Here is a 25,104-nt window from a genome sequence, read left to right as displayed (position 1 = left end):
GATTCAGAAACTGAGGCGCACGGCCAGGGCGCAAAGCGTGGCGATCAGGATGGGCAGGGTCAGCACAATCCCGGTCTTGAAGTAGTAACCCCAACTGATCGTGATGTCCTTTCTGGCCAGCACATGCAGCCACAACAGTGTGGCCAGGCTGCCAATCGGCGTGATCTTCGGGCCAAGGTCGCAGCCAATGATGTTGGCGTAGATCATCGCTTGCTGAACCACGCCATCGGCGTCGGCGGCATGGATCGACAAGGCGCCCACCAGCACCGTAGGCATATTGTTCATGATCGAAGACAGCAAGGCGGTCAGCAGGCCTGTGCCCAGCGACGCTCCCCAGACGCCATAACCGGCAAACACGTTGAGGATCTGCGCGATGTAATCGGTCAGGCCGGCGTTCTTCAGGCCGTAGACGACGAGGTACATGCCCAGCGAGAAAATCACTACCTGCCAGGGCGCGCCTTTGAGCACCTTAGCGGTGTCAATCGCGTGGCCACGGGCTGCAATGGCATAGAGGATGACTGCGCACACCGCTGCAATAGCGCTGACCGGTACACCCAAAGGCTCGATGACGAAAAAGCCCACCAACAACAGCACCAGCACCCACCCGCCAGCAACAAACGTAGCGCGGTCGCGAATAGCCGCCTCTGGAGGCTCCAGTTGATTGAGGTCGTAGGCGTTGGGCAGTTCTTTGCGAAAGAACCACATCAGCATGGCCAGAGTCGCCGCCACGCTGACAATGTTTACCGGCACCATGACTGAGGCGTACTCGTTGAAGCCAATCCCGAAGTAGTCAGCTGAAACGATGTTCACCAGGTTTGATACCACCAGAGGCAGGCTGGCCGTGTCGGCAATAAATCCGGCCGCCATGACAAATGCCAGTGTGGCAGCCGGTGAAAAGCGCAGCGCCAGCAACATCGCAATGACAATCGGGGTGAGGATCAGCGCCGCACCATCATTGGCAAACAGCGCCGAGACGGCTGCACCCAGCAAGATGATGAACGCGAAAAGCTTGCGTGTACTGCCGCCACCCCAGCGAGCCACATGCAAGGCGGCCCATTCGAAAAAACCGGCCTCATCGAGCAGCAGGCTGATGATGATCACGGCAATGAATGTCGCCGTGGCATTCCAGACGATGTGCCAGACCGCAGGGATATCGCCCAGGCTGACCACGCCGCTCAACAGGGCCAGAACCGCACCCAGGGCCGCACTCCAGCCGACGCCCAAGCCTTTGGGCTGCCAGATGACCAGCGTAATGGTGATGATGAAAATCAGAACGGCAATCAGCATTTCAACAACTCATTCTGGAGTGGGCGTCAGTCACACAGGGCCTGATTGACGGGACGACCATCCATACGGCACAGGCGCCTGGCTTCGGCCTCCAGCCAGTGCTGATTGGCATCCACAACGTCTTTCAATACAGCCGTCACCCAGTCGGGCAGGTCAGGGTGCAGTCGGTAGTACACCCATTGCCCCTGGCGACGGTCCATCAACAGACCGGCTGAACGAAGCAACGCCAGATGACGAGAAATCTTGGGCTGGCTCAGTTCCAGCGCAGCGGTGAGCTCACAGACGCACAGCTCGCCTTCACTGACGACCAGCAACGTGATTCTGGTGCGCGTGTCATCTGCCAGGCACTTGAACAGTGTGGTGGGGGTCATGGGCTCGGTCATGGACTCTCCGGTTTTCAGGGCTTGACCAACACGAAGGGCTTGATGTGTTCGTGAATGTCATGAGTGCATGGGCTCATCGCCTGGCTACTGCATACGGAAAATCGAATATACGTTTTATCGAATATGCAGTAAAGCAGATATCAAAATGCGCAAATTGTCGTTTTGATAGTCAACACCAGCTCATCGCTCAGCCCTTGCGGCTACCAGCGCACAAACCGTCCATTACCAGGTCCATCAATCTGGCGAGACGCGGCCGCCATTCGCTCTGGGCATCTACTTGCCACAGGCCGGCAATAGCCAGAAAGAAGTCATCGTGCGTGACCCCGCTACGAATCGTACCGGCCTGCTCGTTTGCCCTTAACAGCAGCTCGGCGGCAGCCTGGATCGGGGCATATCCCGATTTTCCTGGAAATTCGTAAGCCGAGGCGGCTTGTCGTATGGCCGTCGCAAGACCCGCCTTGGTCATTGCGTATTCAGCGAGGCGGTCCATCCACTCTCGCAAGGCCTCTTTAGGGGGCATTGTCGCGAGCAGTTGCTCCGCCATTGAGGCCACCTGCTGCATTTCGAACTGATAGACCTCGAATACCAGGCTTTCCCGGGTAGCGAAGTGGCGATAGAACGTGCCCTGCCCTACCCCGGCTTTCTTCGCAATCGCGTTCAGGGGAACGGCGGGGTCAAGGGTCAGTTCGACCACCGCGACCTGCAGTATCCGCTCGCGGTTCTTGCGGGCGTCAGAACGCATCACCAACTCGTCACTCATGGGTAAAGCTTTTCCTTGATTACGCAATATCTCATTGTAAAGCGGACAACTGTCCGGTAGATTTCGCAAATGGACAATTGTCCGGTTGCGGATCCTTCTGGAGTTTACTATGAACAGCACTGGCAATACGATTCTGGTTACCGGCGGCACCTCAGGCATAGGCCTGGGTCTGGCGCTCAGGCTCCATCAGGCAGGCAACAAGGTCATTATCGCGGGACGTCGCCAGGCCTTGCTCGACAAAATCGTGGCGCAGCATCCAGGCATCGAGTCGGTATTGCTGGACGTCTGCGACCCGGAATCCATCCAGCGCAACAGCGAAGCGCTTAAAAGCAGTCACCCGGACCTGAATGTCCTTATAAACAACGCCGGCATCATGCTGTGGGAGGACCTGGCCAATCCGGACAATCTGAGCACGGCCGAAGATACCGTGACCACCAACCTGCTTGGCACCATCCGCATGGTGTATGCATTTACGCCACACTTGATCAGCCAGCCCAGTGCCACGATCATCAATGTCAGCTCGGCGCTGGCATTCGTCCCGCTGCCTGCAACACCGACCTACAGCGCCACCAAAGCGGCTGTCCATTCATTCACCCAAAGTCTGCGGGTGCAATTGGAGCATTCGTCGGTCGAGGTGATCGAGCTTGCCCCACCCGGTGTGCGCACCTCTTTACTGGGGCAGGAAAATGATGAAAACGCCATGCCGCTGGAGGCGTTCCTCGATGAGATCTTCGAGCAGCTCAAGATCAATCCGACCCCGCACGAACTTGTGGTCGAGCGTGCCAGGCCGCTGCGCTTTGCTGAAGCAACCGGCTCACATGACCAGGTGCTGAAAATGCTGTCAGGCTATAAGCCACCGGCACCCTGATGGTCCCATTGAGATAGCACCCGATGCCATCGCCTTGGGCAGATGGCATCTGCTTGTCGCTGCACATCGTCATCCAGGCAAGGCGCATGCCCTGACAACTAGGCATGTTCGGAGCGCGACGCTTTCTGCAGGGTCTGGCCGGTCGATGCCGGCTCGGGCAAGGAAGCGACATAGACGGTACGCGAAGGGAAAGCGAAGCGGGCTTCGACCTCGGCAATCATTTCCATGATCTGCAGATTGATGGTCTGTTGCACGTCCATGTAGACGTTGTAACTGGCGTCCAGAACGATGTACACCGTTTCAAACTCCAGCGCATGCTCACCAAAGCTTCTGAAATGGCAGCGGTCGAACCTGGCCTTTTCCTCGCGCCTGATGATCGCTTCGACCCGCTGCGTGACTTGCCTGATCTGCTCGGCCGAGCAGTCATAGGTCAGGCGAAACTCGAAGACGATACGGCGTTCCTGAAGCCGCTTGTAGTTCTGGATGGTGCTGCCAATCATGTCGGCGTTGGCCATTACAATCTGCTCGCCACCCAGGCTTCTGATACGCGTGGTTTTCAGACCAACATGTTCAACGGTGCCAGCGAGCGCACCCACGACAATGAAGTCACCCACTTCAAACGGCTTGTCGACCGCGATCGACAGCGACGCGAATACATCACTCAGAATGTTCTGTACCGCCAGGGCAACGGCAATACCGCCTACACCCAGGCTGGCCACGAAGGCCGTGATGTTCACCCCCACATTCGACAGCATCGCCAACAGGACCACCGCCCAGAGCAATACCTTGGCGCCCCAGAGGCTCAAGGTCGCCAGGGCGCTGGCCTGAAAAGCACCGACGCCACTGTGGCGAGAAAAGTAGCGATGCAGGGCCAGCGCGATGGCCCGGTTCAGCCAGAGTCCGACCTGCAAGGCAGCCACGACAAACCAGAGGCTGCTGACGCGACCGAGCCAACGCTCGGGTAGATCGAGAATGCCGATGCCGATCAGGATCGATGCCAGAAGCAGCAGTGTGTGGCTGGTGCCTGAAAGCACCTGGCCTGCGATATGGCTCAAATGGCCATTGGCGGTGGTTGATCGTGCCTGTATGCGCTTGAGCACGAAACGAATCGCGGTTCTGGCCAGAATATAGCTCAACGTGGCGGCGCAGAATGCAAAAATCCAGCTTGCCAGCGAGATTCCCAAAACCGTGTAGTGCGTGAAAAGTCCTGTCAAACCCTCAGTCATTGAAGCCCCCTATCAACGTCTGCAGGCTCCGCCTGCGGTATCGCAGGCATCACGTGCAGTCAGGTAAAACACCACCTGGCCTGCATCCAGAATCAGGTGGCTTGTTGGGACTTAGTCGGCAGGTGTACCTGAGCGTTCAATGAATCGGGCTGAACGAGTTTGAGCCGGGGACGGCTACGGCGCATAAACCTTATGCATTCTCCCCCGGCAGCCAAGCCGGCAAGGCACCCACGCCTCGCGTTGCAATTGCACGAAGATGCGCCAGGCGCTGAGCCCGCCGGTCACCCCCCGTTCAAGGCCAACCCCAGCGCCAGCACGCAGGTAATGCGCAGAGCCAGAAAGCGTCTCCGGCCGCTCATCGTGCATCGGCTTTGCCGGAAGCGGCGCCATCAAGCGTCGAGACCACGCCCATTTTGCGCGCAATATCGCCTATTGCCCGCTGCGCGGCGGCATCGTCACGCAAGGACACCACCAGCAAACGTTGCGCCTTGTTGCCGGTTGCCGTTTGCGCGACTTCACGCTGGGTCGCCAGTCCCAAGGTGCGCAATTGCGCTTCCAGGTTTCTCAGGCGCGTTTCGTCGTCGTAGAGACCCAGGTCCAGGCGCAGCCCTTGACCGGCGGCCAGCCCGGTATCCACCGGACGGGGCGTCCAGCACCAGGCAATCTGAGTGGGGGGCTGGATACTGGCAACACCTTGCTGGGCCGGTGATCCCAGTGCGGCAAGGCTGACATTCATGGCCGCCACCTGGGCATCCATTGCCATCAGTTGTTCGGCAATGGCCTTGAGGCGCTCATCGAGGAGATTGGCCTGCAACTGCAACTCATCGGCCTGGGCATATTGAGCCAGCAGCACCTGCTCACCCTCCTGACGATAGGTCAGCTGGATGCCGGTCAGGCCTTCGCTACCCATCACATTGCGCTGGCTCGGAAAGTCGGCCGCCGTGAAAGTGTGTTGGCCACCGCTGAACACTCTCAGGAAATCGACGAAAGCACGGTCGCCGGTCCAGTGCCGGGTCAGTTTGAAGTTGGCGAAGTCGATGTCCAGCGAGACATCCGTACACGCCCCTGGCGCCCAGACGAAACTGGCGCTAGTGGGGAAGTTGAAGTTATCCAGCACCGTCGAGCGGCCACTGCACTGCAGCGTCAGGCGTGTCTGCCGCGGCAGGGAGCGAGCACTGATATTGACCTGCGGTGGAGTGGCGGATAATTCCACCACCGCAGCGGTGGTCTGCAGCGCAGTAATGCTTTGCTTGAGGTCGGCTCGTTGTGCCAGGAGGGTTTTCTGTTCGGCTTCCAGTGTCTGCCTGCTTTGTTGCTCGGTGGCCTGGCGGGTCTGGCTTTGACGCTGGGCACTGACCAGATCGTTCTGAGCGTGCTGCATGCGGCTGACGTAGGCGTAGAACGCACCAGTCAGGGGAATATGGACGCCCAATGACTCGCGACCGCTATAACGCTGCACATCGCGCTGCACGAAGGTCTTGACCGGCCCACTCATGAAGGCCGGCAACTGGCCGCGCTCACCGTATAACAACTCGTTGAGCATGACCGGGTCGCGCACCCCTTGAATGGAACTGAGCAGTTGCCCGCTCCAATCGCTTTGCAAGCGGCAGGCAGCCACTTCAGCGACATAATGCGAAGAAAAATCCAGTTGTCCGGTGGCCAGCGCCCAGACCACATCTTCACGCGGGTCAACCCCCTTGAGGGCCTTGATCAACGCGGTACGGATGGCGTCGGCCTCCCAGAGTGGCGCCGCCTTGACCGCAGGATCGGCTCCAAACCCCCAGGTGTCCAGAGCCACCTGGAACGCTTGCGCGTCGTTTTTCTGCAGTTCGCCCACCACCCCGGCCATCAACTGCTGGAACCTGGCCAACGCCCGCGCCTGAGTGAGTTCACTGCGCAGGTCATTGACGCCACTTTCAATCGACCCGCCGTTGACCACACCTTTAAGGACATCACCGCCCAGTGCGTTGGTCACCTTGATATTGGCCAGTGCACCCGACTCGGTGTGCAGGTCATTGTTGGCCGCCAGCTTGAGCAAACGGTCCATGGCCACCGCACGACTTGTCCAAGGGACGCGATGCTCGACCGGAATCAGCTCGAAACGACTGGCACTGCGGTGCAACAACCGCAGGAAAGGGTCGTTGGCAGTGCCTACGACACTGAGCGTCTGCTCCCAGTCACTGCGGGTTTTCAATCGCGTCTGCGCGCTGAGCAAGCTGCCCTGGATAAACCGGTACCAGGCGTCCTGAGTGTCGCTCTGATACTGCTCCAGAAACTTCACGCGCTGGGCCTTCCATAATGTCTGGTCGCGGCTGGCGCGACCCAGCTCATCAATAAACCCCAGAATCGCGCTGTGACCTTGCGCGGTGTAGGCACCGGACAGACTCAGGCCGGGATTGTCCGTATCGCTCCAGTATTCGCTGAGTAGAATCGGCGGCAGGTTACCCTGTTGATCCGCCCACGCCGTCAGCCACCCCAAAGGACGATTTTCCAGTCCCATACTGTCCAGTTGCGACAGCAAGCCGGCGCGCTGGCTTTGCATCCGGGAGATGTCGGTGTCCCATTCCAGATAGGAGCGATAGCTGGCGCCAACCGTTGCCATCTGGCCAGCACTGATCGTTTCTCTGGAACCGTAGATCTGGTTCAGAACGGCCAGTTCGCTGCCCGGCAGAGGCAGGCTGCCCATCGATTGGTCATTCAGGCGCGCATCCAGCAGGTTGATCCGGCGTACCAGAAATTCTGCGTAAGCCGCAATCAGGCGTGGGTCACCGCTGTTGAGCGCCTTGTTGAGATTTTGCGAGATGAAGCCGTCGAACACCGGGGTGCGTATCTGGCTGTCAAACAACCTGACGTAATCAAGGCGATATTGCTGCACCAGCTCATCGATGTTCCGCGAAAACGGCAACAGCCCTTGCCAGCCATCCTGTTGATCCTGGGAGAGGTTGAGCAAGGCCTGGCGGAAACGGCGCAGGGCATCAAGATCGGTTTCCAGCCCCCCGGCAAAGTCGGCTGGCGCAGGCGGGTCGTTAAGCGCTTCGGTCAATACTGCCTGGGTATGCCGGTCGGCATAAATCATCAATGCCCCGAACCCCAGGCACAGCGCCAGCCAGGTAATGACGGCCGTATGCACCAACAGCCTGCGCCAGCGCCGCCAGCTGTCGATTGGACGATACGCATCGCGTTGCGACGGCAACACATGGTCCAGCAAGTCATGGCTGAACCAGCCTTCATCGCGGGCTTCACTTGTCTGATCCTGAGCGGTAAGGAACAGGCCGCACAGTAAGGGCGGCTCGCTGTAAGGGTTGGCAGAAAAGGCCGGTACCAGCAACTTTTCAAGGCGTGGGCGCAACGCGCCAATACGCTCCGGCAGGCTGAAGGCCTCGGCGTCAGGCACACCGCGCACCCCAAGTTCGATACGCAAATCGAACAAACGCCGGTTAATGCCGCTGAACATTTCGTCGAGAAAGGTCATCGCCGTGCCATCGCGCTGGCGGCTCAGCAAGCCAAACGGCTGCTCGCGCTGGGCCGGGGTCAACGCCAGACTCCATGGCCTGAAGCCCGGCACAACCTGGGCACCGGTGAGGACGAAGTACACCGCCACCCGGGCACCGAATACCTTGACCAGATCATCAAGGCGACGGCGTAAATCCTGACCTCGTTCAGCCAGGCGCTCATCGGAATCACCCAGCAGGTGCGCGCTGTCAATCACCAGAATCAGGCCATTGAGCGGCTCGCGACGCCGCGACCGGAGCAGCCAGTACAACAAGCGCCGCCACTCGGGTCCCGTATCGCTATTGCCTTGCGCCAGGCGACCGGCCGGGTCCAGCACCACGCTTCTCTCAAGAAACCACCAGTCCAGGGTGCCGGTGGGGGCCTGCTGCTTGTCGTGCGGATTGGGGCCTAATGCCGACGTCAGTCCACTGTGGTGCAACAGGCTGCTTTTGCCGCTGCCGCTCTCACCCAGCATCAGAAACCAGGGCAAGGCATACAGCGGCGCGCCCATGCGACCCAGCCGTGAACCGCGCAACAGCGCGACCCCGGCTTTCCAGTCCTGATCCAGATTGACGGCCTCGTCACGACGACGCTGTGGCAACTCGCTTTGCATGCGCACGCGCAGGCGCCAGGCATACCAGCGGCGTGCGACCCAGCGCACAGCCAGCACCACGGCCACAAGACCGATAATGATGAGCGGCACATACCACAACGGCCAGTCCTTATAGAGCGACAGCCCCCACGTACCCAGTGTCAGGATCGCCAGGGCCAGCACCCAAAGCAGAAAAATCCCTGTTTTCCTTAACATCAGCGTACCTCCAGAATGGCGCTGACTTGTCGCGCCAGGGAGATATCCAGGCCGATGTACATGGCCGAAAGAATAACCAGGGGAACGCCGACCAACAGCGCCAGGGAAATACCCGGCAGGCCACGCCGAACCATGCGCACACGCCTGGATGGGCGCTCCTGAGGCTGCTCGAACAAACGGCTGGCGATATCCAGCGGTACCATTTTGTTATCGAGGATGATGCGCTCCAGGCACAAGCGGCGATAGTGGTCCAGCTCGCCCTTGGGACGGCCGGTGTAGCGCCCCTCAAAACCGCTCAGCAAGGCCAGACCGAAGACTTCGCGGGCACCCACGGCCGCTTCGGGCAGGGCTTCTAGCCGCTGAAAGAATTCGACGCCGGCACGACTGGTCGAAAAATAGTGGCGCTGCAACGGTGCCCGGCGCCAGCTCGCCGAGCCTGGCCACTCTTGTGACATGGCCATTTCATCGATCCAGGCCACCACCGCGAACAACGCTTCACGCACTTCAGCTTCGACAAAGCCCAGTTCGCGGGCGCGATTGGCAGCCGCATCAAGCTGCTCTATCAATGACGGCGAGAGGGTTTCCCAAGCCTGCGCAGGGTCGACAATACCCTCTCTGGCTGCAGCGAAGATTGGCATCCAGCAGTCCGCCAGGCGAAGAGTCATCATGTACGCACCACTACCAGATCAATAATCAGATCAGCCGGCGGCTGAGGCAGGAAAAAAGCCGCCTGCCGCTCATGCTGCAGAGCCTCCCAGCCATCGCTGAGCGTTTCCAGACGGAAATACAGCGCTCCCGCTACGCGCGGCAGGCCCGGTGGTGGCACCTGCAGATAAATGAGCTCGACACCTGGCAGCGCGCGATTGACCAGTGCTTCCATGGCACTGAGGGCGCCCAGCTTGCCGTCCATGGGCAGGCTTTGCGCCAGCCAGACCGGGTCGACCGCACTGCGCGCCACCAGAAAATAACGATGCCGAGGCCCGAAAAAGGCTGGCGGCAACTCGGCCTGGTGGAGCCCTTCGGTTACAGACAGGCGCACCAGCAACTCCGAGCCGATACTGATTTCATTGAGCTGCTGACCGATCAGGGCCACCAGGGCGATGCTGGTGGCGCCCGCCTCTTCGTGCTTGTAAGGCGGCACCAGTTGGCGTCCATCCGGGGTTTCACCCAGCATGTCGCAGACATCGGAAAACAGGCTCAGCTCACCGACCAGTTGACGCAGCGTGCCGTAAAGCAGCCATGGCGACACTTGCGGCGTTTCCAGCAGGTGGGTCAACAAGGGCACGTAACGATTAAGCACTGCCAAGGCCATCATATGGTTGACCTGAGCGGCGTCGATGTCGCCGCGCCGCGACTCTCCCGACGGCTTGTACACCGACAATTGACGGGCACGCCCCACCAGTTCGTCACGCACTTCGCGCAAGGTCTGCACCAGCATCGGTGACGCGGCGAGGTTGACCGACGGCGGCACGTAGCGTTGAACCGGCCGCACACGGTCACCATCCAGATCAAGGCGCGCAATCGGCATCAGTTCATAGGCGCTCAGGTGCTCCAGTTCATCTTCCCAAAACAATCGCAGAACGTAAGACATCGAGCGCACCCGGGCCTCCGGGGAGTTACCAAGACGGTCGCGAATCACCTCGGGGTCGGCGGCCACGACAAAACGGGCCTCGGCCCGGGCGCCGTCGGCCAGGGTCTCAAAGACCTGGGCATTGGCATCGCCTGGCAGCAGGCGACGAAGCCCGACGAACAGGGTGCGGCCGCCACTGAACTGGCCAGGGTCCAGCACACGGGACTCCAGCATGGCATTACCGGGGTATTCGGCCAGGGTGCCCTCGGGGAAACGCACCGACAATTGATCCAGCAGGCACTGCCTGGCAACCAGCGCAGGCTCGTTGATTTTCAGCGAGATCAGGCCCCACGAGTAGGGATGGTTCAGTTCGGTGGTACGCGCCAGCCGGTATTCGATACGCGCATCATTTTGCTGAAAATGCTGAGGCTGGAGAAACAAGCCCTGGTGCCAATACAACAACTGATCGATATTCATAGGGCTCGCGTTCAGGCAAAAAAGGAAAAGGGAATGGCGATAACGGTCAAGATAAAAGGATCAGTCCCGCGCGCCGGGCAGGCGCACCTCACCCTCGCGCGGTTGTACCGGCCTGGGTAACGCAAGCCGACTTTCCTTGCCGCGCAGCAATGCATCGGGTCCGGCCAGCAAGTCGATGGCAATGGGACGCGGCCTGGCGGTCCAGACCTTGTTGAACCAGCCACTGGAGGTCACATCGACACCGATCTGATAAAGCCTGGCACTGCGCGCCGGATCCAGATGGGCGTAGCCGGCAGCGATACCGATCATCCGGGCGCCTTCAAGCCGTGGCAGGCTCAACTGCTTGCTTTGTCCAGGCTCAATGAACACTCGGGTCAAACCGATCATCCCGGTCGGTGCGCTGTTCATCAGCAACAGGCTGCTCAGTTGCTGGTCACTGCCGGTGTAGCCCGTAAATGCACTGGCCTGATCGAACTGGGTCACCACCACCATCAGGTTATGGGCCTGTCCGTCGTACTGATTGAGGTCTTTATCGGCGCTGAAGCTCAGCTCGATGGCGTTCTCGGTGTACTCCCACTTGAGCTCGCTGAGCGCCTTTTGCTCGGGGGTGAGGTCTTGTGTGCTGCACGCTCCCAGCAGCATGAACACCAGCAGTAGCGATGCCTTGGCCCAGCTCATGACATCACCATTACGCACGTCTGGCTGCCTGCCGACACCACACCGATCGTGTTACCGGGTGCGCCGTTCTGCAGGGTTTGCGTCGTCACCCGGACCGCCGGTTTACCGCCTACCGTGACCTTGGTGCTGCCATCGGTAAACGTCATTTCGCCCATGACCTTGCTACTGACCAGGCCGCCTTGAGCGCCGGCTTCATCGCCACTGCTCAGGGTGACCTTGCTCATCTGATTCATGGCCGGCAGACCGGCGATCAACACATCGTTCACCAGCCCGCCCGGATCGGCCATGCGGGTATTGGCAATGTTGGGATAAGGCATGGGCACCGGACCTGCCGGTGTGGGTGTCTTGCACATATCGGGCTGTGAAGCCGTGGCGATGGCACCGCCGTTGTTGAGCATGTACATGGTGATTTCCTTATCCCAGCTTGATGCGTTGGGCATCGATGGCAACGGCGATATCGGCGAACAGGTCCAGGGTTTCACCGCGCACGCTCCAGTCCCCTTCGATTCGCTGGCGCAGCGAGCCGGCGCGTACCTCTTCATGCCCTTTGACATGTCGGCGGCTGTCGTCGTATTGCACGTTGTGCAGGGAGACGTGCTGACTAAGCCGCTCGGCATGTTCGTTGACCGTCTGCCAGTGGCTGTCGCAGCGCACGCCGGCCAGGCTCAAGCGCTCGACATGAACGTCGGTCTGCCCCAGTTGCACCGAACTGCTTTGGGCGGCAATCGACAAAGCCGCGCCAGACTCCAGCGCCAGACCATCACGCGCCTTGATCGTGAGGGCACCCTGGGGCAGGTTGAGAGACACATCACCGGGCAGGCGCAATTCGCAATCCTGTGCATGGCTGCGCTCCAGCACCGCCAGAATGTAGCCTTGGTCTCCCGACAGGGTAATCAGCACACAATCGCCTACCGCCGGTTGCAGCAGACAGCCCAGGGCCGGCTTGAGCCAATATCGATGGCCGGTGGCGCTGACCACACCGAAGCGCTCGCCGTCGACCGCGTTGATGCGCGCATGCCGCACGGTGGCGGGCTGATCAGAAAACTGCAGGGCTTCTTGCATGAGGCGAGCACCTAAAAAGTGGGTTGCCAGCGTTGCGCCGCCAGGCGTTCGCTGTCTTGGGGACGGATGGATTCGCGATCAGTACTGCGCCAGTCGCAGTCATTGAGTTCAGCGGCATGAAAGTCTGTGCCGTTGAGGTTGACGGCAACGAATGAGGCCCGGCTGGCCTTGAGCGCCTGGCATTGAGCGTATTGCAGCGAGGCCCCGTTAAAGAGGCTGCCGGTCAGGTCTGCACTGTTGAGATTGGCTCGGTCCAGGCTGGCACCGGTGAAGTCGGCCGACGGGAACTGCGCGTGGGTGAACAGGGCCTGAGCGAGCTGCGCCTGGACGAAGCTCATGCCCTGGCCCTGACAGCGGTAGAATGATGTCGCCATGGTATCGGCCGCGTCGAAAACGCCCGCCACGAAGGTCGATTCATCGAAGGCGCATTGATCCAGCGTGGCCTGGGCAAAATCCGGATGGTCAAATTGGCATTGGGTCATGCGCGCGTGTTGCCAATGCACGGCGCGGGCCTGCAAGTCACGAAAGCTGCAGCCTTGCCACTGACATTGCGAAACCTGCACGCCCTCCAGGTTCAGCCCATCGAGCACGGTGTCGATAAAATTCACATCGTGCAAAGTGGCGCCGCCAAAATCCACGCTGGCACTGTGAATGCGCAACCAGCGACCACCACGCAGGTGGGTGCCCGTGAACTTCGCCAGCGCCAGCACGCAGTCGGCCAACAGGACACTGTCAAACGTACAGCCGGAAAAGTCCGTGCCGCTCAATTGGCAACTGCGCCATTGGCTGGCACTCAGGATTGCCCCGCAAAACAAGGCACCGCGCGCATCCACGCGCTCGAATCGAGCCCCCTGAAAGTCAATATTGCGGTAATCACCGCCGGCCAGAGCCAGATCGCGCAAGGGCATACCCTGAGCCACAAGCGCCCGCAAAGTGTCCGCTGACAGGGGTGCAACCGAGACGGCACTCATGCTTTTGTCTCTGGCGGGCTGCTCTTGGGACCGTCAGGGTTGCCGCCCGACACCTCGACCTTACCGCCCGAGCTTACGAAACTGGCGGTGCTGGTAGCGGCGGTAGTGACCGCCGAAGTGACCGCCGAAGTGACGGTGTGAGTCGTATCCGAAAGGCCCTTGGCCGCTGTAGAGGCACCCGGGATATCGACATCAGCCGCAGCATTGAAAACGGCCTGCGTGGTCGCCACGGTTGAAGCGGCTGCCTGTAAGCCCGCCATCGCAATCCCTGCAGCCGACTCTGCAAAACTTTCTTCGACCCTGTTGATAATGGGCTTGCTGATGGTTTTATCGTTGAGCTTGTCTTTTATTCGATCGCCCCTGGCCTTAATCAAATTGGCCACATTCCTGACCAACTGGGCGGTATGAAGGACTTTTTTTATCATTGCCTGGGAGGTATAGACGGTCTCTGCCACACCGGATGGCAACTTGACCGGGCTCGTCAAGCCACCGGCCTTGCTTTGCAGAAGAATGTTTTCCAGGCTCAGGATGACGTTATTGGCAGCGGCCAGCCTGTTGAGGTTTTTCTTGAAAAAGCCTCGTTTGTCGGCGTACAGCAGTTGGGCATCCGCCTTGAACTTTTCGAGCTGCAGCGGCACCGCATTAGGCATTGAAACGAGCCCAAGCTTGCCAGTATTGGAGAAGGCAGACTCACAATGCACTTCGTTGCTGACCACAATGTCGGCAATTATTTTGTCCCGCGCACACACATCGCCTTCAATGTGCAGAGTGTCCTTGACCAATAGAGAGCCACCCACGACCACGTTACCGTCAAGGATGATTGGCGCATTGTTCTTGGTCTTGATGACCAGGCCGCTGCTGTCCAGCGTAATGGTGTGGTCATTGCCCGTGATCTTGAACGAATTGATCCCTGCCACGTTGCCGATGTCGCAAGTCACGCCAAACTGGGACGCATCGACTGACGCAATCACCGCATCGATGGCATAGCTGGTCGTTTGTACCCGGTGGGCGCTGGACTGCTCTTTCTTGTGGTGGTCATACCGATAGCCATTGCCACCATTGACCTCGGACTTGATGCCGCCCTTGTTGTAGTCGAGTACCGTCGTGTAGTCGGTGTAGTGGCGTTTCTGACTGTCAGCTCCGCCAATACTGACCGTGCTGCAGGTGTTGGCCCGGGTGATTTCAGCGGTATAGGTCTTTGCTGCCGTGGCCGTGGCTACCGTGTCAGGAACGGCCCACTGACGGAACAGTGATTCGGCGGTGGGCGTGGGGGCGCCGGCAAATCCTTGAAAACCGTCAGCGCGAATGCGCCTGCCCTGGAGAAAGTCATTGGTCGTAAAGTCGGCACCTTGCCCCCTGCTGACGCGATAGACATCGCCGACATAGTGCGTATAGGTGCTCGACGAAAGCTCCATATGCTCCTGGGTCGTCAAATGGGCGCCCTTGATCGCGCCCTGGCCCATCGTCAGATTAGTCTTGTTGACCCCTGCCCCCAGTGTCATGAAGGTCGCGGTTTGACGGTCATCCATGACCAGGTAGTTTTTACCCGAGCTGGAAAAACCACTTTGGGTCGCGTTTTTTTCCGTGGCCCGATTAGGGTGTTCCGAGTTAGCAACCGTACCGATGATCACCGGCCGATCCGGATTGCCATCGATAAACGAAACCAGCACTTCGGTACCTTTGTGCAGTGGAAAGTGCATGCCATGCCCGGCACCGCTGGACAGGGACGCCATACGCAGCCAGGCAGACCCATTACGCGGTGGCTTGTCAGAGCGCAGAAACGGAAAAATGACCTTGTAACAGCCATTGCTATCAAGCAGCGGTTGATTGTCGTCATCACCGTCGATGCGCGCACTCAAAACCCCCTTGATATCGGGTTTGGGCGTGCTGCACAGCGCCCTGTACTGCACATCGGCCGGCAAGGCTACAAACGACGTATGGCATTGCGCGGTGCTCTCTGTTTTACGGTGTTCAAGAGAGGGCAATGGCTGGCGGCCCTCATGCCGGACCTCGATTACCCGGTACTTGCCGTCGAGTGCCTTGCGCGTATGGTCCAACAGCTCCATGAGGTCGCCGGCCCTGAGTCCTGGCGCACAACCCGTGCCGTGGAACTCGCGGCTTTGGCAGAGCAACGCCTGGGCACGTCGCACGGCCAACCATTGTCCTTCGCCGGTATTGCCGAAATGCTCGCCTGGTACCTCATAGTCCCCCAGGAACGCGCTGGTGTGCTGCGGCGGCGAGCCGGTGCTCGACATGGGTGCACTGCCATTGGCAGTGTCTGTGACAGGCGTACGCATGTCGGCGACCGAGACCATGGCCTGCTGGTTCATTTGCGCATTGGTGGCCGAGAAGTCATGCAGCACCACCTTGCTGGCCAGGCTGACCATCCTGCGCTTGAATGTCCTGGCAACAACCAGCGCCTGCTCGGGCTGTAACTCAGCGCTCAATGCTCGGTAATGGATCCGGGTCACCGGGCTCGGCTGCAAACTCTGGTCGCTGCACATGACCAGGGTTTCGTATGCCTTGCCCTGTTTGAAGTAGTAATAGACGCCGTAGTGCTCCAGCAACCGCGACAGAAAATCAAAACTGGTCTCTTCAAACTGGCAGGTAAAAGAGCGGGTCATGAAGGCATCGTCTGCGTGCGTGACAGTCAGAGCGAAATCGCCTTCTTCAGCAGCGCCTCCCGCAGCCTGTTCGGCCCTGGCAGCTTTCAGATCGATGCCTTGCAAAACATCTTCAACAATCTGCTTCAGACTTTTATCCAGCCAGATCTCGGAGAACCGAAACTGACGCAGCAGCACCATTTTCGGTTCCAGCACCACGCGAAAGAAAAAATAGTTGCCGTCAGCATCGCTATCGAGCTGTTCAATATCCGTGATCACGCCGTGATAAGGCTGCAGCACCGATTGGGCATCGGTCATCCACAAGGTGGCGCGAGCCCCCAGCATGGCCTCGTCGTCCAGTTCGGCATTGTCCGAGACCAGTCGCACTTCAAAGCGATAAGGCCGGGATATGGCCTCTTCTCCCTTCCAGTCCAGTACCCGAAAACTGTTCTCAGGCAAGGCGGTGCTGACGAAGCGGCACAGGGGCGTATCAGTCGTCGCCTGGGAAGCGTCCAGAGAAAACAATGGGTCATAAGCCATCAGAGATGCCTCCAGAAGAAAAGGGGGTGGTCATGCACGGGACAGGTCCTCCAGCACTCGGCAACGGGTCAGCAGGGCGTGCTGAAACAAAGCGCCGCTACCGTGCGCGCCCTCGGTGATACAGCCATGCAGATTGCTGCCACGAAGGTCCGTAGCGGTCAGGTTGACCTTGCGCAGGCGCGCCTCCAGCCAGTTCGCGCCGACACAGGCGGCATGACTGAAATCGGTCCCGGTAAAGTCCGCGTCACGGGCATCCATGCGGTAACCATCGCAGTGGCTCAAATCGCAATGGATAACCAGCGCACGGAGCAGACGCGCATTACGCAGGCTGGCGCGATGCAAGAACGCGTGTTGCAGGCTGGCATCGTCGAGCGTGGCATCGTCCAGGCAGGCTGACGGCAGGTGACAGCCCTGATCGAGCTGCCAGTGCTGCAGGCAGGCGTGACGCAGATCGATATCGGCCCCTTTGCAGGCGGACCATGCGGCGCCTTGCAGGTCTGCCCTTGTAAGCTTCACACCTGCGAGGTCGCACGTCTGAAAGCGAGTCTTGCCCAGTTTCGCCTCGCTCATGTCAGCCCCGCTGAGATCACTGTGCAGCCAGAGTGCGCCGCTCCAGTCAGCGGCGTGCAAGCGGGCAGCAACGAAGCTGCACTCGACCCAGTACATCTGGCGCCCCTTGGCGCCACTCAGCTCTGCGCCGTCGAGGCTGCAGTACCGTGCGTAAACGGCATTGAAGCCGGCACCCGGTGCCTGGATGCGGTCCATTGCACAGCGCTCGAAAATAGCGCCGTCCAGGTTCGCACCGGTCAAGGAGGCATCGCTGATCGTGCAGTCGATAAAGCGGCTGTGCGACAGGTCGGCACCGTCCAGAGACGCGCGCAGGAACTGGCACTGCTGAAATTGACAGTGGGTTAATACCGCTGCGCGCAAATCCAGGCCGGACAGGTCCAGTGATACGAACAACTCTCCGTCGAGCGCCTGTTGCCGGCCATGGCTGGCCTGTAGCAACTCGCGTGTCCAGTCGGGCGCAATGCCGTCTGAAACCGCTTGGGGAGAGCGGTTTTTCATCGTGACAATCAGCGCTTCCAGCTCGCCGATGTGTTGTGCCCTGATCTGCGCCTCAAGCGTGCCTTCATCCGGCAAGGGACCAGACAGCAAGGTGGTGAATCGAACCACTGGATCCTCGGCCTTGGCAACACCCATCAACTGTTGGGCAGACAGGCCAATGCTGCCGGCCGCCTCTTCCAGTTGTTGCTGCAAGGTTGTCTCAAGCTCGACGAGCACCGCGTCCAGATCCGTATCACCAAGCAACGTATCGAGTTGTATCTGCGCGGCAGCTGGCTCGGGCGGCATCGCGACAGCTTCAATCTCGGCACGCAACACCTGAGGGTCTTTATCCAGCAGGCGAGCCAGTTCATGCACCTGTTGATCAAGGACCGCCTCGTTTGCAGCCAGCAGGGTTTCTGGCTGATGGGTCCGGGCGAGGGTTTCGATCTGCACGCGGTAGGCCTCGGCATCAGCGGGTGTCTGGATGCCGCCCAGTGAGCCCAGGGCCGAAGACAAAGGCTCCTCCTGGCCATCCGCCAGAATCTGGCAAGCCCCCGTGAGGGAGGCCTGCAGCCGGGGCAGCAATGCCCTGAGCCCCTGCTCCATCGCTTGTGCGGCCTGCAGGCTTTTCACGGGATCGACAGGGCCGGTCACGCTCAGGCTCTTTTCATGTACGGCGAGAAACGCAGCCATATCGGCCTCGACGTCGGCGCTCAGACGAGCCAGCTTTTCTTCCTGATCATCTGCCAGGGCAGCGTCACCGGGCAGCCCTGGCAGGTCCGCTGCCGGGTCCAAACGGTGCGGCCATAGCTCGGCAAGCCATTGCTGCTCGCTCTGGCACGGTTCGGTTGCCCGCTCGCAACGCACGGCCACGGCGGCCAGGTCGTGACCGTCAATGTCGTGGACCGGGACCTGTGCACGATAGAGCAGCAGCACCCGCTCACTGTCGGGAAACAGCCAGACCGTATCCAGTTCAAGCGTTGCCTCCTGCGCCTCGCTTATCACTGGCGCATCCGGCATCAGATGACGCTTGATAAACAGCCGCGGGCGAAAGCCTGGCAAATGCCCGCTGATGTCCGGGTGCCGAGGATGCATACCGGCAACCGACCACGCTTCATTGCCAACCCAATAGCCGGGGCGTACCTGGTCCTGAGCGACCTCATCGAACCAGCGCGGGTCGGTATCGATCGGCACGAAGGGGGCACGCTGACGCACCCACGCATCGTCGCAGTAGCCAAGAAAAGCCCGGCGCTCTCTGGATTGGGGCAGCAGCGGTAGCAGGCTGGCGACGGGCGCGGCTTCGCCAGGAGCCCGTAACGGACTGTGCGGGGTTTCGATCTGCGGCAAGGCGAGGTTTTCAGCGGTATCCGGGCTGAGTGTGTAGCCGCTGCCATATTGATTGTCAGGGCTGTCAGCACTGCCATAGGCATGCTGCAAATCCACCGGCACCGGCGTCAATGCACCCGTTACGGAGGGGCTCCAGCCCAGCAAGCCTTTACGCCATACCCTGGGCGGATATACATGCAAGGTTTTGTTGATAAAACCGACATTGACGCGCACGGACATGCCGGTCTGTTGCGCGGCGCTCAAGGGGTAGGCACTGCCGTGGACGGCAAATGTGCCGCGGCTTTTTTTCAAGCCGCGGTCAAAGGGTTGCCCGGCGAATCGCTCGGTCAGCCAATGCTGAGCCAGGTCGGGCGCAACGATGCTGTTGCCGGCATCGTAAAGCAGCCCTACGGTCACCACCATGCAAGGGCCTTGCTTGAGACGATCACGGGTCACGAGCAACAGGCTGGCATGGTCGTAATCAAGCAGCATGACGGCGAACCCGCTTGAGCGGCGTTGCAGCCAATGCAAAGCCGCCCGCAAACGGTATGCACAGCCATCCGGGCATTGGACAGGCCATCACTTAAACCGACTCGGCCAGAGGCGCAACAGGCATGGCTGCCGGAGCTTTATCCGTGGCGTCAACGCACGTGATCGCCCAGCCGCCTGTTGCATCCACTGCCACCTGCACCTCAGCCAGCGAACGCTGATCGGCAATTGCACCCAGCAGCACATCGGACAAGCGTGGCGTCAGACTCTTGCGCAGGATGAAGTCGATGTTACGCGCCCCACTCTCCACTTCGGTGCAGCGGGCAGCGATGGCGTCGGCGACTTCGTCGCCAAAGCTCAGGCGGACTTTTGATGAGGCCAGCAGACGCTCGCTGAGCCGGGCCAGCTTCAGGCGTACAATGCCTGCCAGTTGCTCACCGCCCAGGGTGAAAAATGGCACGATGGTCATGCGCGCCAGCAGTGCGGGCTTGAAATGACGTGACAGGATGGGACGGATCTTTTCCGCCAGCGTGTCCGGGTCAGGACGCCCGTCGGTGCACAGATTCTGGATTTCTTCGGTGGCCAGGTTGCTGGTCAACAGCACCACGGTATTAGAGAAATCGATCTGCCGCCCTTCGCCGTCGGACAAACTGCCTTTGTCGAAGACCTGATAGAAAATATTCACCACATCCAGGTGGGCTTTCTCCACCTCGTCGAGCAGCACCACCGAATACGGACGCTTGCGCACCGCCTCGGTCAGCAGGCCACCTTCACCGAAGCCGACATAACCGGCAGGCGAGCCTACCAGGCGGCTGACGGTATGCTTCTCCTGATACTCGCTCATATTGATCGAGATCATTGCCTGCTCACCGCCGAACAAATGCTCGGCTACGGCCAGCGCCGTTTCGGTCTTGCCTACCCCCGAAGGGCCGACCAGCAAAAAGACGCCCAGCGGCTGTTGCGGATCGCGCAGGCCTGATTGCGCGGCTTTCAGGATTTGCGCAATCTGCTCGACGGCCGTGTCCTGGCCCCGAATGCGCGTCTTGATGTTGTCCGCCAGGGCCAGCACGCCGCCGGCAGCGTCGCGCAGGACTTTACCGAGCGGTACGCCGGTCCAGTCGGAGACAACCTTGGCGATGGCGTCCGGGCTGACCTCGGTAAACACCAACGGCTCATCGCCCTGCAGGGTCGACAACGCTTCACGGGCCTGCTCCAGTACCGCCTGGCGTTCTTCCAGCGATGCCAGCACCTGAGCCGCTTCGCCTTCGGCAGGGGCTGGCAAGTCTTCTTCTTGCAAGGCCAGTTGCTTGCGCGCTTCCAGCACCCGGGTGGCGGCTTCACGCTCGGTCATCCAGCGGGTTTGCAGCGCGATGCGGCACGTGTCAATGCGAGCCTGTTCGTCGGCAATATCGACAAGGCGCTGGGTCTCGACCGGAAAGCCATCGGCATGGTCACGCTCAAGCGCTGCTCGCTCGCGAGCCAGGCCAGACAACTGCCGCTCCATACGCTCCAGCTCGGCCGGCTTGATGCCCAGGCCGATGCGCACGCGGGCACTGGCGGTATCCAGCAAGTCCACGGCCTTGTCTGGCAACAGGCGCCCGGTGATGTAGCGATCCGACAACTCGGCCGCGGCCACGACAGCGTCGTCGCGTACGCTGACACCGTGGACCTTCTCGTAATGGCCCTTGAGTCCACGCAGGATCAGCACCGCAGTCTTGACGCTCGGCTCATCGAGCTTGACCAACTGGAAGCGGCGCGCCAGGGCCGGGTCCTTTTCAAAGTACTTTTTGTATTCTGACCAGGTGGTGGCGGCAATGGTGCGCAACTCGCCGCGTGCCAGGGCCGGCTTGAGCAGGTTGGCTGCGTCGGACCCGCCAGCCGCGCCGCCGGCACCGATGAGCATGTGTGCTTCATCGATAAACAGAATGACAGGCGTGGTGGAGGCCTTGATCTCGTCAATGACGCCGCGCAGGCGGTTTTCAAATTCGCCCTTGACGCTGGCCCCCGCCTCCAGTGCCCCAAGGTCGAGGCTGAGCAGGCGGGTCTTCTTGAGGAAGTCCGGCACTTCGTCCTGGCTGATCAATAAGGCCAGGCCTTCGACCACCGCCGATTTGCCAACACCCGGTTCGCCTACGGCAATGGGGTTGTTTTTACGACGGCGGGCCAGGATATCGATCATCTGGCGGATTTCATCGTCGCGCCCGAATATCGGGTCGATACGGCCTGCGGCGGCCTTGGCGGTGAGGTCTTCGCAAAAGCGGGCGATGTTATCTTCGCCTGCCGGCGCCAGGCCGCCAGCGCTGGCCAGCGTCGAAGACGCCGGACCGCTCTGCAGGCTCTCCAGCGGCCCCTCACTGGAGCCGGCCAGCACCTGCGCAAACTCGGCACTCAAGGCATCGATGGAGATGGGCTTGAGGCATTCGCCGTAGCGGGTGCCGGCCGTGTAGTACCCCAGCCGTGACACCAGCGCCAGCAGCAGCGAACCGCCGCGAATACGACCAGTGCCCATCACCAGCGAGGCCATCAGCCAGGCATCCTGAATCCATTCGGTGAGCAGGCTGGCAAAGACCGGGCGTCCCGGATTGCCGTTCTTGAGCTGCGTCAGACCGTCATCGAGCAGCGCACGCAGACGCACAGGGTCAATTTCAAAGCGGGTCAGGATGAGCGTCACATCGGCATGCGGGTCGTCCAGCAACTGACGCAACAGGTGTTCCAGGGAAATTTCATAGTGCGTACGTGCCAGAGTCAGCCCCGCCGCGTTCTCCAAAGCCTTGGTGCCATATACATTCAGCCGTGCGAACAGCGGTTTGAGTTCTACCTGAATCATCTATTGAGTCCTCTCCTGAAGCATGGGTCCGTATTCGGCTGTCAGCATGAATACAACATCGTCTTGTGTGTTCCCGCTGCCCAGCCAGGTGTCCAGGCCCAGCTGTTGCCAACCGTGCCCGAGCGAGGCGCATTGCTGTTGATCCGGTGCAAGCCGCATGACCAGCCGGCTAAGCAGCGGCGTCTGCAAGTACAACCTCACCAGTCTTTCGAGCTTTTGATACAGCACCTGCCCCGGCAACAGGTCGTGAAACCGCTGCGCACCCAACGCGCTCAGCCCAATATCCAGCGTGCCACTGCGATCCATGACTTCTCGGCCGAGCAGGCTGTCTTCGCCCAGCACACCGCACTGCGCCCCCAGGTAGGTGCGCGCCGTGCGATCAATGCGCAGGCGGGTCTCGACACAGGGCACCACCTCCACAGTGACATCGCCCAGGACGGCCTTGACCAGTTGTTGCAAGCCAAGGGCAGAGCGTGGGTGCTGATTGAACACACCGGCATAACGCAGCAAATCCAGAGAGTGATCGCGCAGTTCAGGACGCGCATCGGTCACACCGATGAATGCCTGTAGCTGGCGCAGGCTCTTGAGGTCGCGGCGCTCGGTGATGTCGATCCAGAGCCGGTGTTTTTCCCAGGCCCGGAACAGCAGTGGATAGAGCGCAGCATGCACGATGTCGAAAAAATCGCGCCCCGCCGAATGGCCCTGTAATTGCTCGTCGATCAAGTCTTCGGTGTAGAACGTGGGCAGGGGTGAAGTGACGCCATACAGGCCAAAAAAGTTGGCTTCGATGCGGTAGCGTCCGTCGTCACCTTGCTCGATGCGCTCAATATCGCGCTGTGCAAAGCCAAGCCCCAGCTTCGGCCTGACCCGCACGTTTTCAGCAAAATGCTTGTCGCTGGGAAAGCGCAGTCGCAACAGGCGTAACGCCTGGAAAAAACCGAAATCACCGCCGTCATCGATCAGCGGATCGATCACAGCAGGCGTTGGTGCCCGATCTTCGCTGGCCATTGCAAGGTCTCATGGTGGACGCTGTCGAACAGCGTGAAAGCGGTGAAACTGTTGACTGCCGTACAGCCGGCGAAAAACTCGTCAAGCACACAGCCAAACAGGTAAAAGTTGCCTGGGCTCAGAAAGTGGTCGGCCCGGCACTCGACCCGCACGACACTGCCTTCGATCGGCAAGCCACGAATGAAGCGCCGTTGCTGGGTGACCGTGACTTTTTCGATGGCATCGATGCGGCGTTGATTGGCGTCCTGGGCACCTTCGCCGATGCTGGGCAGATAGGTTGCCAGCAGACCGCGCAGGTAATCACGGTCGGCCAGGTGAAAGTGGTTGGCATTAAGCCGCGAGAGCATCCGCCACAGGAGTTTGTCGTCGAACCTGGGCGGCTGGCAGGGTGTAATGCCGCGGATGCTCTTGAACTCCACCCTGGGCGGGGTGTTGTCAGTGGGCTGGTTCAAGTCACCTGGGCGCAAGCTTTCAGGCAACTTGCCATTGGTGCACAGCAAGTCGATGGACAGGGTCATTTCGGCCGGCACCACACCTTCTCGGTAAGGCAGGCTCAGATAGTGGTCATACCCATGGGCGTCGATGCTCGACGAGCGGATACGCAAGTTGTAGGTTTCGTTCTGCGAAAAAGTATTGAACGGCTGCAGCAGTCGCTCGCCGATGCCGGCCGAATAGGCACTGACCTTGAGCACCGAGTGAATGCGCATGCTCATGCGCTGGCCATGATCGGCCGGCTGGATGCGGTAATCGACCTGCTTGTGATCGATACGCAGTGGATGCGCTTGCTGCTCGAACAGATTGATCGCAGCCGTGACGCCCATCATGAAACTGTTGGCTGATACCTCGGGCGTCCAGTCCGGCAGGCGCTCAAACATCAGGCGCACACTGAAACGTCCTTCATTGCCACGTGCGCGCCACTGTTTGAACCCGGCCAGCTCCACGAACAGAAATTTCTCCGGCAAGGCGAAGTATTCCTGCAGGCAGCGATAAGCCGGATGCGCCGTGTCGGGAAACGGCAGCAATGTATTGCTGGCATCGAAGCCCAGGCCGCGTATGGCTTTTGCAGGCAATACCGTCAGAGGCTGGCCGGGGGCGAAGATGCGCACCTCATTGAGATTGAGCTGTAACAACCGCAGGAGCTTGCTGCCATCGACCAGGCCATCGCCGAGGTAGAAGCGCAGGCTGTCGGCCTCCCAACTGTCCGGGTCGGCGGTCGTAAACGCAAAATCGAGTACCAGACTGCGGGCCTCACCGTTACCGCCCTCCCAGCGCGTGTCGAGCAGTTGCAGCGGCTCAAGGTTTACCGCTGAGGTACTGCGAAAACGCACCCGCTGCCCATCGACGGGTATCGAGGCGACTTCACACCCGGCCTCGATAGTGGTGACGTGCTGCAAGACGCCGCGCGGCTGGAATTGCAACAGTGTCAGGCAAGGCAAGGGTTGCAGGTCATGCGGATACAGCAGTTGCGCCAGTTCCTGAATAAACTCGGGAAATTCGTCATCCAGCCGTTGGCGAACCATCCCGGTAAGGAAGGCCACGCCCTCGAGCAGGCGCTCGACATCAGGATCATTGGCCGAGTCCACACCCAATAACGGTGCCAGCGCCGGGTTGCGGCGGGCAAACTCATCGGCCAGGCGTCGCAGATGATTGAGTTCACTTTGATAATGGCTGTTGAGCATGAT

17 protein-coding genes are annotated in these 25,104 nt (G+C 60.2%); 1 reads left to right on the top strand and 16 read right to left on the bottom strand.

Going from position 1 to position 25,104, the window contains the following annotated elements; genetic code table 11:
- Positions 1–3 precede the first annotated feature (3 nt).
- The 3 genes from ASF84_RS26255 to ASF84_RS26245 all read right to left on the bottom strand — a co-directional run bounded on the left by ASF84_RS26255 (position 4) and on the right by ASF84_RS26245 (position 2,430).
- Complete coding sequence (locus tag ASF84_RS26255; RefSeq protein WP_056841835.1) at positions 4–1,287, bottom strand: arsenic transporter; 1,284 nt, start codon at positions 1,285–1,287, stop codon at positions 4–6.
- Positions 1,288–1,313: 26 nt separating this feature from the next.
- Positions 1,314–1,670 (bottom strand): metalloregulator ArsR/SmtB family transcription factor, encoded by a 357-nt coding sequence (locus tag ASF84_RS26250; protein WP_056841834.1) that lies wholly within the window; start codon positions 1,668–1,670, stop codon positions 1,314–1,316.
- Between the two features lie 187 nt (positions 1,671–1,857).
- Entirely contained in the window at positions 1,858–2,430 is a 573-nt protein-coding gene (locus ASF84_RS26245; protein WP_056841833.1) for a TetR/AcrR family transcriptional regulator, read from the bottom strand.
- 109 nt (positions 2,431–2,539) lie between these two features.
- Between ASF84_RS26245 and ASF84_RS26240 the strand changes: the two genes are divergently transcribed.
- On the top strand, positions 2,540–3,298 hold the full coding sequence (locus tag ASF84_RS26240) for an SDR family oxidoreductase (RefSeq protein WP_056841832.1): 759 nt from the start codon (positions 2,540–2,542) through the stop codon (positions 3,296–3,298).
- Positions 3,299–3,396: 98 nt separating this feature from the next.
- Here the strand turns inward: ASF84_RS26240 and ASF84_RS26235 are convergent, their stop codons facing one another.
- The 13 genes from ASF84_RS26235 to tssF all read right to left on the bottom strand — a co-directional run bounded on the left by ASF84_RS26235 (position 3,397) and on the right by tssF (position 25,101).
- Positions 3,397–4,524 (bottom strand): mechanosensitive ion channel family protein, encoded by a 1,128-nt coding sequence (locus ASF84_RS26235; protein WP_056841831.1) that lies wholly within the window; start codon positions 4,522–4,524, stop codon positions 3,397–3,399.
- A gap of 355 nt (positions 4,525–4,879) precedes the next feature.
- Positions 4,880–8,824: a type VI secretion protein IcmF/TssM N-terminal domain-containing protein gene (locus tag ASF84_RS26230; RefSeq protein WP_056841830.1), complete on the bottom strand. Its 3,945-nt coding sequence runs from the start codon at positions 8,822–8,824 to the stop codon at positions 4,880–4,882.
- Positions 8,824–9,492 carry a DotU family type IV/VI secretion system protein gene (locus ASF84_RS26225; protein ID WP_056841829.1) on the bottom strand — a complete coding sequence of 223 codons (669 nt, stop codon included), beginning with the start codon at positions 9,490–9,492 and terminating at the stop codon, positions 8,824–8,826. Before ASF84_RS26225 ends, ASF84_RS26230 begins: the two co-directional genes overlap by 1 nt.
- The gene (gene tssK / locus ASF84_RS26220; RefSeq protein ID WP_056841828.1) at positions 9,489–10,871 is read right to left on the bottom strand and encodes a type VI secretion system baseplate subunit TssK; all 1,383 of its coding nucleotides are present in this window, start codon (positions 10,869–10,871) and stop codon (positions 9,489–9,491) included. The genes ASF84_RS26225 and tssK overlap by 4 nt, the downstream gene beginning before the upstream one ends.
- Before the next feature lie 60 nt (positions 10,872–10,931).
- Positions 10,932–11,549 (bottom strand): type VI secretion lipoprotein TssJ, encoded by a 618-nt coding sequence (locus ASF84_RS26215; protein ID WP_056841827.1) that lies wholly within the window; start codon positions 11,547–11,549, stop codon positions 10,932–10,934.
- Positions 11,546–11,953: a DUF4150 domain-containing protein gene (locus ASF84_RS26210; RefSeq protein ID WP_056841826.1), complete on the bottom strand. Its 408-nt coding sequence runs from the start codon at positions 11,951–11,953 to the stop codon at positions 11,546–11,548. The genes ASF84_RS26215 and ASF84_RS26210 overlap by 4 nt, the downstream gene beginning before the upstream one ends.
- Before the next feature lie 10 nt (positions 11,954–11,963).
- Positions 11,964–12,611 (bottom strand): DUF3540 domain-containing protein, encoded by a 648-nt coding sequence (locus ASF84_RS26205; protein ID WP_056841825.1) that lies wholly within the window; start codon positions 12,609–12,611, stop codon positions 11,964–11,966.
- Positions 12,612–12,622: 11 nt separating this feature from the next.
- Entirely contained in the window at positions 12,623–13,513 is an 891-nt protein-coding gene (locus tag ASF84_RS26200; protein WP_162241279.1) for a pentapeptide repeat-containing protein, read from the bottom strand.
- Between the two features lie 65 nt (positions 13,514–13,578).
- On the bottom strand, positions 13,579–16,725 hold the full coding sequence (locus ASF84_RS26195; protein ID WP_056841823.1) for a type VI secretion system Vgr family protein: 3,147 nt from the start codon (positions 16,723–16,725) through the stop codon (positions 13,579–13,581).
- A gap of 30 nt (positions 16,726–16,755) precedes the next feature.
- A complete protein-coding gene (locus tag ASF84_RS26190) occupies positions 16,756–19,590 on the bottom strand; it encodes a DUF2169 family type VI secretion system accessory protein (RefSeq protein ID WP_056841822.1) in 2,835 nt (944 codons plus the stop codon).
- A gap of 91 nt (positions 19,591–19,681) precedes the next feature.
- On the bottom strand, positions 19,682–22,414 hold the full coding sequence (gene tssH, locus ASF84_RS26185; RefSeq protein ID WP_056841821.1) for a type VI secretion system ATPase TssH: 2,733 nt from the start codon (positions 22,412–22,414) through the stop codon (positions 19,682–19,684).
- The gene (tssG, locus tag ASF84_RS26180) at positions 22,415–23,422 is read right to left on the bottom strand and encodes a type VI secretion system baseplate subunit TssG (RefSeq protein ID WP_056841820.1); all 1,008 of its coding nucleotides are present in this window, start codon (positions 23,420–23,422) and stop codon (positions 22,415–22,417) included.
- Positions 23,386–25,101: a type VI secretion system baseplate subunit TssF gene (gene tssF, locus ASF84_RS26175; protein WP_056841819.1), complete on the bottom strand. Its 1,716-nt coding sequence runs from the start codon at positions 25,099–25,101 to the stop codon at positions 23,386–23,388. The genes tssG and tssF overlap by 37 nt, the downstream gene beginning before the upstream one ends.
- Positions 25,102–25,104: the final 3 nt, after the last annotated feature.

The organism is Pseudomonas sp. Leaf127, from assembly GCF_001423155.1.
In the GTDB taxonomy this organism is placed as follows: domain Bacteria; phylum Pseudomonadota; class Gammaproteobacteria; order Pseudomonadales; family Pseudomonadaceae; genus Aquipseudomonas; species Aquipseudomonas ovata.
Note: the sequence above shows the minus strand (reverse complement) of the source record. Positions and strands in the feature narration are given on the sequence as shown.